This is a genomic window from Nocardia aurantiaca (assembly GCF_009708175.1).
Lineage (GTDB): Bacteria > Actinomycetota > Actinomycetes > Mycobacteriales > Mycobacteriaceae > Nocardia > Nocardia aurantiaca.
On record NZ_WMBB01000001.1, the window covers coordinates 771,282 to 785,945 of the forward strand.

Below are 14,664 nucleotides of genomic sequence, written 5' to 3' on the forward strand. Positions count from 1 at the left end.
CCCGCGCTTGCCCGCGTGACCATGGAGCACCTTGTGCGCGCCAGAAAGGAAACAGCATGAGCGCAGCCGTGAACGAACCCGAGGTGTTGATCGAGAAGCGTGACGGCCTCGGCCTGATCACGCTCAACCGGCCGCGGGCCATCAACGCGCTCAATCACCCCATGGCGCTGACCATCCTGGACGCGCTACGGGCCTGGGCCGACGACGACCAGGTGCGCGCGGTGGTGCTCACCGGCGCGGGCGAGCGCGGACTGTGCGCGGGCGGCGATATCGTCGCCATCTACAACGACGCCAAGGCGACCGTGTCGCAAGGTGATTCGCCGCAGGTCGCGGCCGACTCGCCGAGCGGGAAGTTCTGGCGCGACGAGTACATCCTCAACGCGCTGATCAAGCGCTACCCGAAGCCGTACGTCGCGGTCATGGACGGGATCGTCATGGGCGGCGGCGTCGGCCTGTCCGGGCACGCGTCGCACCGCATCGTGACCGAGCGGTCCATGGTCGGCATGCCCGAGACCGGCATCGGCTTCATCCCGGATGTGGGCGGCACCTGGCTGCTGGCGCACGCGCCGGGCGAGATCGGCACCCATGTCGCGCTCACCACCGCACGCATGTCCGCCGGTGACGCCATCGTGGCCGGCTTCGCCGACTACTTCGTGCCGTCCGAGCACATTCCGGCGCTGCTGGAGGCGCTGGCCACCACCGAGGTCGACGTGGCCATCGCCAAGTTCGCGCAGCCCGCCCCGGTCTCGGAGTTCGCGGCACAGCAGGAATGGATCGACTCCTGCTACAGCGCGGACACCGTCGAGGAGATCGTGCACCGGCTGCGGATCGACGGCCGGGACGAGGCCGCCAAGGCCGCCGACGACGTGGAATCGAAATCGCCGGTGGCACTGAAGGTCACGCTGCGCTCGCTGCGTGACGCGCGCCGGGCCGCCGATCTCGAAGCGGCGCTGAACCAGGAATACCGGGTCTCCGTCGCCTCCCTCAATACCCACGACCTGGTGGAAGGCATTCGCGCCCAGGTCATCGACAAGGACCGCAACCCGCAATGGTCGCCCGCCACCCTGGCGGACGTCACCGAGGCCGACGTCGACGCCTACTTCGGCGCGCTCGGCGATCGCGAATTGGGTTTGGCCGCACCGAAGGACGAGCAATGAGCACCAACACCAAGATCGGATTCCTCGGTCTCGGGCACATGGGCGGCCCGATGGCCGCCAACCTGGTCAAGGCCGGATACGACGTCCTGGCCTTCGATCCCGTGCCCGCCGCGCAGGATCAGGCGCGCCAGGACGGGGCGACCGTGGTCGCCACCGCCGCCGAGGCCGTCGCGGCCTCCGACATCGTTATCACCATGCTGCCCAACGGCCGCATCGTGCTGGACCTCTACGGCGAGATCCTCCCGGCCGCGAAGCCGGGCACGCTGTTCGTCGACTGCTCCACCATCGACGTCGCCGATGCCAAGCAGGCCGCGGAACTCGCTGCGGCAGCGGGACATCGGGCCCTCGACGCCCCGGTCTCCGGCGGTGTGGCGGGCGCGGCGGCGGGCACCCTCACCTTCATGGTGGGCGGCGCGGCCTCCGACTTCGCCGACGCCCTGCCGCTGCTGGAGATCATGGGCGGCAAGGTCGTGCACTGCGGCGGCGCCGGCGTGGGCCAGGCCGCCAAGATCTGCAACAACATGCTGCTGGGCATCTCCATGATCGGTCTGTCGGAAGCCATTGTGCTGGGCGAGAAGCTGGGTCTCACACACGACAAGTTCTTCGACGTGGTATCCACCGCGTCGGGGCAGTCATGGGCGCTGACCTCGTATTGCCCGGTGCCCGGACCGGTTCCGGCCAGCCCGGCCAACAACGACTACAAACCCGGCTTCGCGACCGCGCTCATGGCCAAGGACCTGGTCCTGGCGGCGAACGCGCTGCGCGCCAACGGCGTCGACGGCCAGATCGGGCAGCTGGCAGCGGAGATCTACACCCGCTTCAACCAGGACGAAGCGGGCAAGGACTTCTCGGCTATCGTCACCGATATCCGCAAGCGATCGGGAGAGGAAGACTGATGACTGCATCGCGTAGCGATTCGGTGAGGGGTGGTGAGGCGACGGGTGGGCCCGACTTCGAGACCATTCTGCTGGAGCGCAAGGGGCGCGTCGCCCTCATCACGCTGAATCGGCCGAAGGCCCTCAACGCGCTGAACTCGCAGGTCCTGGCCGACATTTCCGCGGCACTGGACGAGCTGGAGAACGACGACGAAGTCGGCGCCGTGGTGCTGACCGGGTCCGACCGGGCCTTCGCGGCCGGCGCGGACATCAAGGAGATGCAGTCCAAGTCCTATATGGACATGTTCCTGACCGACCACTTCTCCGGTTGGGATCGACTGGTCGCGTTCCGTAAGCCCATCATCGCCGCGGTCGCCGGCTACGCCCTCGGCGGCGGCTGCGAACTCGCCATGATGTGCGACATCCTGCTCGCCGCCGACACCGCCAAGTTCGGGCAGCCCGAGATCAAGCTCGGCGTCATCCCCGGCATGGGCGGCTCCCAGCGCCTCACCCGCGCCGTCGGCAAGGCCAAGGCCATGGATCTCATTCTCACCGGCCGGAATATGGATGCCGAGGAAGCTGAGCGCGCGGGCCTGGTCTCGCGCATCGTCCCGGCCGCCGACCTCGTCGCCACGGCCATGGAGGTCGCCGAGACCGTCGCCGCCATGTCGCTGCCGTCGGTCATGATCGCCAAGGAAGCCGTCGACCGCGCCTTCGAGACCACCCTCACCGAGGGCCTTCGCTTCGAACGCCGCGTCTTCCACTCGCTGTTCGCGACCGAGGACCAGAAGGAAGGCATGACCGCCTTCGTCGAGAAGCGGCCCGCGAACTTCACCAACAAGTAGGCGCGCCACCCACTCTCGAAGCTCTCATGCCCCGCTGCCCGACGGCATCGGGGCATGGTGGGTTTCAGCCGTGTTTGGGCGGGCCTACTACTTCGACGGTTGGGGGTTTGCCGTCGGTGTGGCCGCCGCCGTCGCGGTTCATGGCCAGCCCGCCGACGATGGCGCCGCTCAGGGTGGCGGTGACCGCCACTGCCGCAACGAGTTTGCGGCGGGAGACGGGGGCGGGGGCGGGGGGCTCGGGGAGGTTGGCGGCGGGAGGCAGGTGGACGCTGCGGATGCTGCGTGCCGACGGGCGTTCGGCGGCCAGCAGGACCGCGCCGCGGGTGGAGACGAATTCGGGTTCGGGATCGTAGATGAGCGGGTAGCCCAGCTGCTGTTTCAGCTCGTCGCGAATGCTCTTGTTGCGGGTGCAGCCACCCAGGAGAGCCATGCGGGTGGGCCGGATGCCGGTCTCGTCGATCATGTGCCGGACGAAGGACGCCGAGTGATGAATGCCCGCTTCGACGAGTTCGGCGAAATCACTGCGAGTGACCACGGTGCGCTGCCCGGTGATCGGGTCGCAGACGGCCAGTACCCGCTCGGAGGCCAGCGCCTCCTTCTGGCGGCGGGCGGTGGCCAGGTCCAGGGTGACGCCGCCGCGGGTGAGCATCCAGCGCAGCAGGGCATCGTGGCCGTCACCGCCCAGCACGGTGCTGCGCTTGGTGGCGAGGACGGCATCGGTTCGGCAGTCGATCTGGGTGAGGGTCAGCCCGGAAGCGCCCAGGTCGTAGAGCAGGATCGAACCCTCGGTGGGCAGCTTGCCGGTGAATCTGAGATACCTGAGCTGGGCCACCGGCTCGTCGATGACGGTGAGGCGATTGCGGCCCGCGGCGGTGCGGATGGCCTCGGCGTGGGTGGAGCAGCGGCAGGTCACCGCGACGCCGGTGATGAACTCGTCCCGTTCGGCCGCCGACTTCCGCATCTGCGCAATGGCCTCGAAGACCGCCTCCTCCATGCTTCCGCCGCCGGCCCGGCGCAGGACCTTGCACCGATCGATGGGAGGCAGGTGAGGCTGGTCGGAATGGGTGAGCATGGCGCGTGCGCCAGCAGCGCCCGCCGACACCCCGAGGACCAGCACCATGGCCTCAATGGTGAACCTTTCGCGGGCCGAAGCCAAGACTATGACGCAGGAAATTGGCTGCTGGGTCGCTGAACGGTTACTGACCGGCCCACCGTGTGGGGGAGCTACCCGGATCGAAATCGCCGGCCGCCTGCCGGAACTCCGCCAGCAATTGCAGCAGCAGCTGCAATCGTTCCGGCGGCAGTCCGGCCTCGGCGAAAACTCGCCGGTTCAGCTCGGTGGTGGCCTTCGCTACCAATTCTCTTCCGGCATCGGTGATTTCGATGAGCGTCGCCCGCCGGTCACTGGGATGTGGCACACGTTTCACCAACTGCGCCGCCTCCAGCCGATCCACCGTGTTGGTGACGGAGGTGGGATGCACCTGAAGACGGGCACTGGCCACCGCCATGGGCAGCGCGCCGGTTTTGCTGAAACTCAGAAGCATGAGTAGCTCGTACCGCGAAAAGGTCAAACCGGACGGCCGCAGCGCTTCGTCCACCCGCGCCATGACGATCTGCTGTGCCCGCACCAGCGACGTCACCGCCGCCATTCCGTCGGCCACATCGCCCCAGCCGTGCTCGATCCACTGACGGTGCGCCTCCTCGATCGGATCGAGCGGCAGCGGACGTGGTCGAGACATGTCCCGATCATCGCACGTCACGAACCGCGCGGCCGCAGCGCCGAGCCGATCCGCGGGGCGCATAGAAATCACGGTGATTCGAAACCTCGTCCGCGGGCCCGATTCGCCGCACTATTGGTGACACGATGCGGCTGTGTCCGAGTTGGTCAGGAGCAGGCCTGCAAAGCCTGTCACACGGGTTCGAGTCCCGTCGGTCGCTCCATCGAAGAGCGCCTCCCGCGCATTCACGGGAGGCGTTCCGGCCTTCAGATCGACATCACGCCGGTGAGGTCGCGCGGCACCACGAAATTGCGGTCGGCCGTCGTGCCAAGGGTGTATTCGGGTAGCAGACCGAAATATTCGCCCCGGGAGCGCGTGCTCCAGCGCCGCGCGGCCTCGGTGCGGGTCTTGTGGAAATTCAGCATGTAGCCGCCTTCGTAGAGGCGCAGCAGCATGTAACCGCCCGGATATTCCTTGGCCGCCGCGACTTCCAGGAATTCGACCGGGATCGGCAGATCGGCGTGCGTGCGGCGATTCCGGTGGGTGTGCCCGGAGTGGTGCAGGAAGACGCCGGGCGCCGACCGGTAGATCGATTGCAGCTCGGCGGCATTCGCGGCGTCGAGAATGAAGCTGGGGCCCGCGATGTTGGACCAGCCGGACTCGGTGGTGACCGGGTGATGGCCGAAAACCAGTGTGGGCCGGTCCGGGTCGCCGGTGAGCAGCTCGCGCAGCTGGTCGAGCTGGGCCCGGTCCAGGGTACCGCCGGGGGCGTCGAGCTGGGTGGTATCCAGGGCGATCAGACGTAGCCCGCCGATCTCATGGGACACCAATTGTTGTCTGGCGCTGAAGGAATCGCCCCAGCAGTCGTGGCGGTCGAGATACGGGGTGCAGCTGGCGTAGTCGGGGCCCGGGTGCGGGCGATCGTGATTGCCGCGGGCGGCGAACCAGTCCCGGCCGGGCGCACCCCAGGTCGCGAGCTGGGCGTGGACGCCGCGCACCTGGTCGGGGGTGGCCTCGGCGGTGAGGTCACCGGCGAGCAGCAGATGGTCGACGGCACGGTCGGGTCGGTGCATATCGTCGAGCAGCGCGGTCAGCATGACCTCGGGATACGGTGGGAGACCGGGCTCCTGGCGCACACCGGGCGGCAGGCCCGCGGCGATCAGCCCGCTGATCTCCTCGCCGTAGTGAATGTCATTGGATAGGGCGATGGTTCGCAGCAGCCGCCCCGGCGGCGGCACCAGGGTGGTGAAGACCCCTTGCGATTCCGGCGTATTCGGCACGCGCGTGGCCACATTCAGCGCGGGCGCGGCCGGAATGCCCCGCGAGCGCGCCTCGAATCGATACGCGCGCCCGGGTTCGAGGCCGGTGACCTCCGCGTAATGGTAGGCGGTCGGCTGCGGGTCGCCGAAGATCTGCCGCGGTCCGGATCCGTCCGCGGGACCGAGCCACACCTCGCTGTCGGTCTCGACGGGCACGGTGTTCCCATTGGCGTCCGGGCCCAGGGTCGTCCAGGTGAACGCGGCCGACTGTTCGGTAATGGTGACGACCTCGAGATCGGTCACCACGAGCGAACCCGCCTGTGCCCGAGCCGTTGCCGGCCCCGCCATGGGCAGTGCCGCGGCTGCCGCCAGGAGGCCGAGAACCTGTCGTCGATTCGGCCCGCAGCAGCTCATGATCGTCCTACTTGGCGTCGGTGGAGCAGACCTTCCATGCGCCGTCTTCCTTGCGCAGGTGTTCATTGGTCGAGCGCTTGCTGTCGGCGGTGCCGGGCAGGGTGAGGGTGCCCAGGGTGATGGCGGTGGCACGGTCGCCGGTGATGGTGATGCCCTCGACCGAATCGACCTTCATGGAGACCTTGCCCTGATCCATGGCCTTCTTCTGGGCTTCCGGGAGCGCGTCGTACTGGGCGCGGTCGCCCGCGCAGGTCTTGCCGACGGCCTGCGACGCCCCGCCCGAGGAGAGCGCGCCGTAGAAGTCACGTACCGCGGTCTCGATCCGCTTGTCGTCGCCGGCTCCGGAGTCCTTGCCGTTCAACGTCACCGCGGTGGCGATGCCACCGGCCACGAGCACCGCGGCTGCCACGCCGAGTCCGATGGTCAAGGGGGTACGCCGCTGCAAGCTCATCGAGATCCTTACGACTCCGGCCGATCTTCGTTGCTGTCCGTCCGGGGCCGTGCCCCGGAACGCACGCAGACTACAGCGATTTCCAGTCGATTGGTGGGGTGGCATTCGAACCCGCGATATGGAACTGTACGTTGGTTAGGCAAACCTCAGGGGCGAGCCTGGGGTGAGGAAAGGACGGTCATGACGGCGGCTCGATGGAAACTGGTGTCCGGTGCACTGGCGGCGATCGCGGTGCTCGGCGCGACCACGGCTTGCTCGAACTCGTCCAAGGACGACAACGAGATCCTGGTCTACAACGCGCAGCACGAATCTCTCACCAAGGAGTGGATCGACGCCTTCACCAAGGACACCGGCATCAAGGTGACCATCCGCAACGGCGGTGACACCGACCTGGGCAACCAGCTCGTGGCCGAGGGCAAGAACTCGCCCGCCGATGTCTTCCTCACCGAGAACTCCCCGGCCATGGCGCTGGTCGAGAACGCCGGCCTGTTCTCCGATGTCGACCCCGGCACCCTCGCGCAGGTGCCCGACCAGTTCCGCCCCTCCACCGGCAAGTGGACCGGAATCGCCGCGCGCTCCACCGTTTTCGTCTACAACACCGCCAAGCTCCCCGCCGACCAGCTGCCCAAGTCGCTGCTGGATCTGCAGCAGCCCCAATGGAAGGGCCGCTGGAGCGGCGCCGCCTCGGGCGCGGACTTCCAAGCCATCGTGGCCGCCCTGCTCGTCCAGAAGGGCGAGGATGCCACGAAGGCGTGGCTGAAGGGCATGAAGGACAACGCGATCATCTCGCAGAACAACACCACCGTCATGAAGGGCGTGAACTCCGGTCAGTTCGACGGTGGCGTGATCTACCACTACTACTGGTACCGCGACCAGGCCAAGACCAAGGAGAACAGCGGCAACACCCAGCTGTTCTACTTCAAGAATCAGGACCCGGGCGCCTTCGTCTCTATTTCCGGCGGCGGCGTGCTGAAGTCGAGCAAGAAGCAGGCCAACGCCCAGAAGTTCCTGAACTTCATCACCTCCAAGAAGGGGCAGGAGGTGCTGCGCGACGGTGACTCCATGGAGTACCCGGTGGCCTCCGACGTCGCGGCGAACCCCGCGCTGCCGCCGCTGGCCTCGCTGAACGCGCCCAAGATCGACCCGAGCAAGCTGGACGCCAAGAAGGTCACGCAGCTCATGACCGAGGCGGGTCTGCTGTAACCGTGACTGTCCGGACCGCTGTACCCACACGAGCCGCCAAGGCGCCGGTGATCCGGCCCGGCTCCCTTGTCACGATCGCCGCCCTGCTCATGGTGGCGGCGACCTTCGTGCCGCTGGGGTACATCGTGTCCACCCTGGTCTCGACCGGAGTGCACGAGACCGCACAGCTGGTGTTCCGCCCGCGCGTCGCCGAATTGCTGCGCAACACCGCCGAATTGGTGGTGCTGACCGTACCGATCTGCGTCGCGCTGGGCGTGGGCCTGGCCTGGATCGTCGAACGCACCGACGTGCCGGGCGCGGCCTGGTGGGGGCCGATCTTCGCGGCCCCCCTGGCGGTGCCGGCCTTCGTCAACAGCTACGGCTGGGTCAGCGCCATCCCCTCGCTGCACGGGTTGGGGGCGGGCGTGCTCGTCTCGACGGTCTCGTACTTCCCGCTGGTGTACCTGCCGGCGGCCGCCACGCTACGGCGGTTGGATCCCGCGGTGGAGGAATCGGCTCGGGCTCTCGGCTCCGGGCCGGTCGCCGTATTCGCGCGCATCGTGCTACCCCAGCTACGGCTGGCCATTCTCGGTGGCGGACTGCTGATCTCGCTGCACCTGCTGGCCGAGTACGGCGCGTTCGCCATGATCCGGTTCGACACCTTCACCACCGCCATCTTCCAGCAGTACCAGTCCAGCTTCGCGGGCGCGGCGGGCAGCACGCTCTCCGGCGTACTCGTGGTGCTGTGCCTGGTGCTGCTGGCCGGTGAGGCCGCCGTGCGCGGACGGGCCCGCTACGCCCGGGTCGGCGCCGGTGCGCAGCGCGGCGCGAACCGGATTCGGCTGGGCCTGGGCGCAATTCCCATGCTCACGCTGCTGACCGCCGTGCTGGCGGCCACGCTCGGGGTGCCGCTGTGGACCATCGGGCGCTGGCTGACGATCGGCGGCGCCGCGGTGTGGAACACCGCTGATATCGGCGAATCCCTCGCGCAGACCATCGGTTTGGCCGCCACCGCCGCGGTGATCACGACCCTGTGCGCGTTCCCGGTGGCCTGGGTCGCGGTCCGTTCCACCTCGCGGTTCGCGCGAATCATCGAAGGGGCCAACTACATCACCAGTTCGCTGCCGGGCATCGTGATCGCGCTGGCGTTGGTGACCGTCTCGATTCGCTGGCTGCCCGCGCTCTATCAGACGGCCGCGACCATCCTGGCCGCCTACACCCTGATGTTCCTGCCGCGCGCCCTGGTGAGCGTGCGCGCCGGGCTGGCCCAGGTGCCGGTGGGGCTGGAGGAGGCGTCGCAGGTACTCGGAAAATCCCCGGCCGCCACCTTCTTCCGGATCACGCTGCGGCTCACCGCGCCCGCGGCGGCCGCGGCGGCGGCCATGGTGTTCGTGGCCGTGGCCACCGAACTGACCGCCACCTTGCTGCTGGCCCCCAATGGCACCGACACCCTCGCCATGCAGTTCTGGCAGCTGTCGGGCGAACTGGACTATGCTGCGGCCGCGCCGTACGCGCTGATCATGATCATCGTCTCGGTGCCGGTCACCTATCTGCTGTTCACCCAATCCAGGAAGGCGGCGGGATTGTGAGTCGTCTTGTCGTAGACCAGGTTCGCAAGACCTTCGGACAGGCGCCGGTGCTGGACGGCATCAGCCTCGACGTGGCCGACGGCAGTGCCACGGCGGTGGTCGGGTCCTCCGGGTGCGGGAAGACCACGCTGCTGCGGGTGATCGCCGGATTCGAGAACCCGGATGCCGGATCGGTCTCGGTCGGCGGGGAAACCATTGCCCGCCAAGGCTTCTCCGTGCCGCCGCATCGGCGCCGGATCGGCTACGTGGCACAGGACGGCGCGCTGTTCCCGCATCTGACCGTCGGGCAGAACATCGCCTACGGGCTCGGTGGCGGCTTCGGCGGGCGGCGCAAGCACCGGCAGCACGTCGCCGAACTGCTCGAGATGGTCTCGCTGGACCCGTCTTATGCCGATCGGCGTCCTCATCAGCTCTCCGGCGGGCAGCAGCAGCGCGTCGCCCTGGCCCGCGCCATGGCCCGCAAACCCGACCTCATGCTGCTCGACGAACCCTTCAGCGCGCTGGACACCGGACTGCGCGCCGCCACCCGGCACGCGGTCGCCGAAGCCCTGCGCGCCGCGGGCATGACCAGCATCCTGGTCACCCACGATCAGGAGGAGGCGCTGTCCTTCGCCGATCAGGTGGCGGTCATGTGCTCGGGCCGCTTCACCCAGGTCGGCACGCCCGAGCAGGTGTACGCGGCCCCCGCGGACCTGTTCACGGCGGGATTCCTCGGCGACACAGTGCTTCTCGATGCCGCCATCGGCTCGGAGACGGCCGAGACCGTCCTCGGCCGCATTCCCGTGCAGGTGAACGCGCCCACGGGCGCGGGCGCGGTCATGCTGCGGCCCGAACAGTTGCTGGCGCGGGCCGCCACCGACGGCCACACCGGTTGTGCCACCGTGCGCGCTCTCGAATTCCGCGGCGCGGACGTCATGCTCACCCTCGACCTCGACGGCTGCCGCGAACTCATCCAGGTGCGCCGGGTGAGTGTGGACGCGCCCACGGTCGGCGACCGGGTGGACCTCGAAGTCCTCGGTGCCGCAGTCGCTTTCACCGCCGAACAGTGCGCCGCCGCCGGACGGTCACCCAGCGCAGCGGTCGCGGCGGACGTGCCGGACGCGTTCTCCGCGGTCTGATCGATCGGCGCTGCGGCCATCCGGCTGCCGAAATGTGACCGATCGGTTCGGGGAAGTACCTATAGTGGCGCGGAGGCCGAATCGTCGGCTGTGGAGGCGAACTGCCTCAGCCCGTCCCGAAGGAGACCCGGTGCGCCGCACACTGCTCGCCACATCCGCTCTCGCCGCCGCGTGCTTGCTGGCACCGCCGGCCGCCGCCGAGCCGCCCGCCGATCCGGCGGTGAAGGTGCAGGCGGTGTACGGACCCGAGCAGTTCCCCATGGCGGGTGTGGCCGCCGATATCGCGCCCTGCGGCGGCGGCGCGAATGTCGCCACCGTCACCACCGGTACCGACGGCACGGCCGTCTATACCGGTGCGCTCGGCTGCTACCGGGTTCAGGTCAGCACCCCTATCGGCTGCGCGCTCGACGGCGACGCCGCGCTCCAGGTCACCTCGGTGCCGGGCGTCACTCCGCTGGCGACCTTCCGTTTCCGCTGCGCCTGACGTTTTCCGGGGCCCGCGTCCGCACGCTCCCACGGACTGTGACCGTCTCCACTTCCCGGACTTAACGCAGCGGGCAGCTGTTAATCTCGGCCGAAGATAGCTGCTCGTTATTGCTGTACGCGGAAGGCGTCGCATCACCGACGGAGAAGGTGACGAGATGGGCGCGAAGTTCGCGTTGGCACAACAACCCCACAGCATTGCCGCGCCCATAGTCGTCCGCAGGCTCGCGATCCGGGTCGAGGCCGTGGCCGCGCTGCTCGGGGCGGCGGTGGCGGGTCTGCTGCTGATGGCCCCGCTCGACCTCGCTGGCACCCCCGAAGGCCCGGTCTTGCAGCTGGACCTGCTGGTGCTGAACATGCCGCGGGCCGCGGCGGCGGGCGCGGCGTTCGCGGTGGTGTCGGCGGCGCTGGTGGTCGCGCTCGGGCGGCGCACCGCATGGGTCGCCTCATGCGGTAGCGCGGTCGTGCTGCTGGTCGACCAGCTCTGGAATCGAGACGCGGCCGCCGCGGGGAACCTCACCACCGCGAACTACATCGACTGCATTTTCAGCGGCATCCTGCTCGGTGCGCTCGCGGTGGCGGTCTTCGGCAAGCCGATCGCGACGGGCGCGTACCTGATCGGCGCGCTGGGCGCGATCCTGATCGGCGATCAGACGTCGCTGCCGCCCTCGGGCGGCGGCGGCAATCCGCTCATTCAATGGGCTTCGGTGGCGACACCGCCGATGTGGCTGCTCCTGCTGACCGTCCTGCTGTTGGCCGCGGGAACCGCCGTGCAGCATTTCGAGCCGGCGGGCGAGGAGGAGAACACCGATCTGGCGATCGGCCCGATCCTGTCCGCGCTGGTGCTGGTCACCGCGACCACGCTGTCGACGGAATGGCTGGTGCGGCATGCGGGCACACCCGCGCAGATCGGGGTGACCGTGGCCATCACCATCGGCGCGGCCGTAGTCGCGGCCCTGCTGCTGCCGGGACGCGAGGGAGTCCTGGTGCTGCTGGCGGTGGCGGTGGCCAATGCGGGCAGCGCGGTCATCGCGGTGCCCCGGCCGGATTGGACCGCGCCGCTGCCGGTCCTCGCGGTGGTGGCGGGGCTGGCGGCCGGACGGCGGTGGCGTTCCCCGTGGATCGCGCTGGCCGTGACCGGTGGACTGGCGGTCTTCGCGGCCCTCACCGCGCACGCGGCGCACCAGTACGCGGTGATTCCGGTGCTCGGTGTCGCCCTCACCGCGCTCATCATCGGGTTCTGCTTCGGTGCGGCCGTGCCGAAGACCGCCGGCAGCGCCGTGGTGGCGATGGCGGTGATGATCGTGCCGTGCCTGGTGGTGGCGCTGCGCGGCAGCAGTTTCGGCCGGGTCGCCTATTCGCCGCGCTGGTATCGGGATCCGAACGCGGCCACCTCCGCGATGCCCGGCTGGATGGCCCTGGTGATCACTCTCGGTTGCGCTGCCGGGGTGTATCTGCTCTGGCGGATCCGTGCGCCGCGGGACCTGGCCGCGCCCGAGTCCCGGCGCCGACTCAGCGCCTGATCCCCTGCCCGAGGGGCGCAAAACGCCTTGCCGCAGGGCTAGTCTGGCCGCATGCCCGACACGTCACCGGTGGACCCGACGATCGATCTCCTGGAGCGGGCGATCGCCCAGATGGGCGATGTCATCGCCGCGATCACCCCGGACCAGGCGTCCCTGCCGACACCGTGCGAGAACTGGCATGTGCGTCGGCTGGTCGACCACATCGTGGGCCAGATCCTGCGCGACTTCGCCACCGCGGCGCGTGGGGGAACGCCGGACTGGGGCGCGCCACACGACGCCGTCGGCGCGGACTGGGCCGCCGAGTTCCGCAGCCGCGCGCAGCCGCTGCTCGAGATCTGGCGCGCCGCCGACCTGGAGCGGCCGGTGCCCGGCATGGGCGGGGAGGCCCCGCTGCGCGGTCGCGCCGACCAGCAGATCACCGAATTCGCCATGCACGCCTGGGATCTCACCCGCGCCACCGGGCAGCGCCGCACCCTTGATCCCGAGCTCGCCGAACACGGCTTGACCTGGTCGAAGCAGGTCCTGAAGCCCGAATTCCGCGGTCCGGGAAAGGCTTTCGGGATCGAAGTGCCGATCGCCGCCGACGCGCCCGCCTACGACCGGCTGGCCGCGTGGTTCGGCCGCGATCCGGGTTGGCGGCCCGAGGCCTGACCACTATCGGCCGAAGCGGGTATCCACCCAGGTCAGGGCGTCATTGAACGAGGCGTCGAGTACACCGCGGTGATCCGCGCCCAGGTAGGTGCGGTATTGCACCGGCTGTCCGCCGGCGCGCTGCTGGACCACCATGGCATCGGTGGCCACTGCCGGGATGGTGGTGTCGGCGCGGCCCTGCAAGACCAGCAGCGGTTGGGTGAAAGTCAATGCGCTGGGGTCATTCTCGTTCAGCACCCGGGCCAGCGCGGAGACATCGCCGCCGCCGGTGAAGACATCGCCGGCGGTGAGGCCGCCCCACGAATCCTGCTGCCGCAGTTGGCCGATGCAGCCGGTGTCGGCCAGCGTGAGCATGGACAGCGCACGGGGCGTGAGGAATCGGGCCGGATCCAGCGCGGAGACTGTCTGCGCGCCGCGAATGATCAATGGCAGGAACGACACCGCGCCGCCGGTGAGCGGGGCCAGCGCCCAGGGCACGCCCGCGGTCGTGGCCAGCTGCGACGCCTGCAGCCCGATGCCCAGATGCGAGACGGGCGCCAGCGCCACCGAGCCCAGCAGCTGGAGCTCGGGCGCCCACTGCTGGGCCTGCGCATCGGTGAAGACCGCCGCCTGTCCGCCCTGAGAGTGGCCCATGGCCACCCAGCGGACGCCGATATCCGGGTCGACCTCCCGGGCGGCCCTGGCCATATCGGTGACGGCCCGCTGTTCGGCGGTGCCGATCAGGTAGCCGTGTGAACCGGGCGTGCCCAGCCCCTGATAGTCGGTCTGCGCCACCGCGTACCCGGCCGCGATCCAGCGCTCCTGCAGACGGCGCACCAGCGAGGTGTAGTCGTGGGCGGGGAAATCGGGGGAGGTGTCCTGTGAGGGCGCGCAGACGTCGGCGACGCCGGTGGTGCCATGTGCCCAGGAGATCAGCGGCCAGCCGCCCGTCGGCGGGGCGCCGTCGGGGACCGCGAGGGTGCCGGACACGGCGACCGGATTGCCCTGCATGTCGACCGAGCGGTACAGCACCAGGTAGTTGCGTGCGCCCGCGAGGGCGGGATCGCCTGTGAGCGCGCGTAATTGGATCACCGAACCCGGGGTGCCCGGGACCCGGTCCTCAGCCGGGAAGTAGAACGACGCGGGCAGCGGCGCCACCGGTGCGGCGGTAACCGGCGCGGCCAGGGTCAGGCCCGCGATCGCGGCCGTCAGGACGGTGGTGAATCCCCCGACGAATGAGCGCGAGGCACGACGCCGCGGCTGTTGTGCACAGGCGCTCTCCTTCTCGGACACCCCTCAGAACATACCGTTCCGTCCTTATTTCAGAGGGAAAGCGGGGCCGTTCGCCTTGCGAAAGGGGTGGCTACCGTGCCGTGCTCGACCGGCGCGATCATCGACATCGTCCGCGCCCAGTCCTACG

At 69.2% G+C, this 14,664-nt stretch carries 14 protein-coding genes and 1 tRNA gene; 10 read left to right on the top strand and 5 right to left on the bottom strand.

All coding sequences use genetic code 11. The annotated features are described in order from the left end of the window. The first annotated feature begins 56 nt into the window (after positions 1-56). The 3 genes from GLP40_RS03280 to GLP40_RS03290 are packed head-to-tail and all read left to right on the top strand — an operon-like array spanning position 57 to position 2,877. Positions 57-1,157, top strand: coding sequence for an enoyl-CoA hydratase/isomerase family protein (locus tag GLP40_RS03280; protein ID WP_154786245.1), 1,101 nt, complete (start codon positions 57-59; stop codon positions 1,155-1,157). After that, positions 1,154-2,053 carry a 3-hydroxyisobutyrate dehydrogenase gene (mmsB, locus tag GLP40_RS03285; RefSeq protein WP_154786246.1) on the top strand — a complete coding sequence of 300 codons (900 nt, stop codon included), beginning with the start codon at positions 1,154-1,156 and terminating at the stop codon, positions 2,051-2,053. Before GLP40_RS03280 ends, mmsB begins: the two co-directional genes overlap by 4 nt. Continuing rightward, on the top strand, positions 2,053-2,877 hold the full coding sequence (locus GLP40_RS03290; protein WP_154786247.1) for an enoyl-CoA hydratase: 825 nt from the start codon (positions 2,053-2,055) through the stop codon (positions 2,875-2,877). The genes mmsB and GLP40_RS03290 overlap by 1 nt, the downstream gene beginning before the upstream one ends. 64 nt (positions 2,878-2,941) lie before the next feature. Here GLP40_RS03290 and GLP40_RS03295 read toward each other — a convergent pair whose 3' ends face one another. Both GLP40_RS03295 and GLP40_RS03300 read right to left on the bottom strand, forming a co-directional pair. Beyond that, positions 2,942-3,997: an Hsp70 family protein gene (locus tag GLP40_RS03295; RefSeq protein ID WP_154786248.1), complete on the bottom strand. Its 1,056-nt coding sequence runs from the start codon at positions 3,995-3,997 to the stop codon at positions 2,942-2,944. Positions 3,998-4,073: 76 nt separating this feature from the next. Next, positions 4,074-4,616, bottom strand: a complete 543-nt coding sequence (locus tag GLP40_RS03300; protein ID WP_154786249.1) for a MarR family winged helix-turn-helix transcriptional regulator — start codon at positions 4,614-4,616, stop codon at positions 4,074-4,076. Positions 4,617-4,743: 127 nt separating this feature from the next. On the opposite strand from GLP40_RS03300, the gene GLP40_RS03305 reads away from it, so the two are divergent. Then, positions 4,744-4,818, top strand: a tRNA-Cys gene (locus GLP40_RS03305). A gap of 43 nt (positions 4,819-4,861) precedes the next feature. On the opposite strand, the gene GLP40_RS03310 is transcribed toward GLP40_RS03305, so the two are convergent. Both GLP40_RS03310 and GLP40_RS03315 read right to left on the bottom strand, forming a co-directional pair. Further along, complete coding sequence (locus GLP40_RS03310; RefSeq protein WP_328289608.1) at positions 4,862-6,157, bottom strand: metallophosphoesterase family protein; 1,296 nt, start codon at positions 6,155-6,157, stop codon at positions 4,862-4,864. A 118-nt stretch (positions 6,158-6,275) separates the two neighbouring features. After that, positions 6,276-6,719 carry an Rv0361 family membrane protein gene (locus GLP40_RS03315; protein WP_154786251.1) on the bottom strand — a complete coding sequence of 148 codons (444 nt, stop codon included), beginning with the start codon at positions 6,717-6,719 and terminating at the stop codon, positions 6,276-6,278. Between the two features lie 180 nt (positions 6,720-6,899). Between GLP40_RS03315 and GLP40_RS03320 the strand changes: the two genes are divergently transcribed. The 6 genes from GLP40_RS03320 (at position 6,900) to GLP40_RS03345 (ending at position 13,265) form a co-directional block, all read left to right on the top strand. Continuing rightward, positions 6,900-7,922 carry an iron ABC transporter substrate-binding protein gene (locus GLP40_RS03320; RefSeq protein WP_154786252.1) on the top strand — a complete coding sequence of 341 codons (1,023 nt, stop codon included), beginning with the start codon at positions 6,900-6,902 and terminating at the stop codon, positions 7,920-7,922. Positions 7,923-8,011: 89 nt separating this feature from the next. Beyond that, positions 8,012-9,490, top strand: coding sequence for an ABC transporter permease (locus GLP40_RS03325; RefSeq protein ID WP_154786407.1), 1,479 nt, complete (start codon positions 8,012-8,014; stop codon positions 9,488-9,490). Then, the gene (locus tag GLP40_RS03330; protein WP_196054515.1) at positions 9,487-10,608 is read left to right on the top strand and encodes an ABC transporter ATP-binding protein; all 1,122 of its coding nucleotides are present in this window, start codon (positions 9,487-9,489) and stop codon (positions 10,606-10,608) included. The genes GLP40_RS03325 and GLP40_RS03330 overlap by 4 nt, the downstream gene beginning before the upstream one ends. A 130-nt stretch (positions 10,609-10,738) precedes the next feature. Then, positions 10,739-11,092, top strand: coding sequence for a hypothetical protein (locus GLP40_RS03335; protein ID WP_196054516.1), 354 nt, complete (start codon positions 10,739-10,741; stop codon positions 11,090-11,092). Between the two features lie 157 nt (positions 11,093-11,249). Further along, the gene (locus GLP40_RS03340) at positions 11,250-12,614 is read left to right on the top strand and encodes a hypothetical protein (protein ID WP_154786254.1); all 1,365 of its coding nucleotides are present in this window, start codon (positions 11,250-11,252) and stop codon (positions 12,612-12,614) included. A gap of 51 nt (positions 12,615-12,665) precedes the next feature. Further along, positions 12,666-13,265, top strand: coding sequence for a TIGR03086 family metal-binding protein (locus GLP40_RS03345; RefSeq protein ID WP_154786255.1), 600 nt, complete (start codon positions 12,666-12,668; stop codon positions 13,263-13,265). Between the two features lie 3 nt (positions 13,266-13,268). Here GLP40_RS03345 and GLP40_RS03350 read toward each other — a convergent pair whose 3' ends face one another. Next, positions 13,269-14,537: a lipase family protein gene (locus GLP40_RS03350; protein WP_154786256.1), complete on the bottom strand. Its 1,269-nt coding sequence runs from the start codon at positions 14,535-14,537 to the stop codon at positions 13,269-13,271. Positions 14,538-14,664 lie beyond the last annotated feature (127 nt).

What these genes read in the sequence shown, in the direction of transcription:
- GLP40_RS03280 (WP_154786245.1), top strand. Translation starts at nt 57, where the DNA reads ATGAGCGCAGCCGTGAACGAACCCGAGGTGTTGATCGAGAAGCGTGAC.
- GLP40_RS03300 (WP_154786249.1), bottom strand. Translation starts at nt 4,616, where the DNA reads ATGTCTCGACCACGTCCGCTGCCGCTCGATCCGATCGAGGAGGCGCAC.
- GLP40_RS03320 (WP_154786252.1), top strand. Translation starts at nt 6,900, where the DNA reads ATGACGGCGGCTCGATGGAAACTGGTGTCCGGTGCACTGGCGGCGATC.
- GLP40_RS03315 (WP_154786251.1), bottom strand. Translation starts at nt 6,719, where the DNA reads ATGAGCTTGCAGCGGCGTACCCCCTTGACCATCGGACTCGGCGTGGCA.
- GLP40_RS03290 (WP_154786247.1), top strand. Translation starts at nt 2,053, where the DNA reads ATGACTGCATCGCGTAGCGATTCGGTGAGGGGTGGTGAGGCGACGGGT.
- GLP40_RS03325 (WP_154786407.1), top strand. Translation starts at nt 8,012, where the DNA reads ATGGTGGCGGCGACCTTCGTGCCGCTGGGGTACATCGTGTCCACCCTG.
- GLP40_RS03340 (WP_154786254.1), top strand. Translation starts at nt 11,250, where the DNA reads ATGGGCGCGAAGTTCGCGTTGGCACAACAACCCCACAGCATTGCCGCG.
- GLP40_RS03295 (WP_154786248.1), bottom strand. Translation starts at nt 3,997, where the DNA reads ATGGTGCTGGTCCTCGGGGTGTCGGCGGGCGCTGCTGGCGCACGCGCC.
- mmsB (WP_154786246.1), top strand. Translation starts at nt 1,154, where the DNA reads ATGAGCACCAACACCAAGATCGGATTCCTCGGTCTCGGGCACATGGGC.
- GLP40_RS03345 (WP_154786255.1), top strand. Translation starts at nt 12,666, where the DNA reads ATGCCCGACACGTCACCGGTGGACCCGACGATCGATCTCCTGGAGCGG.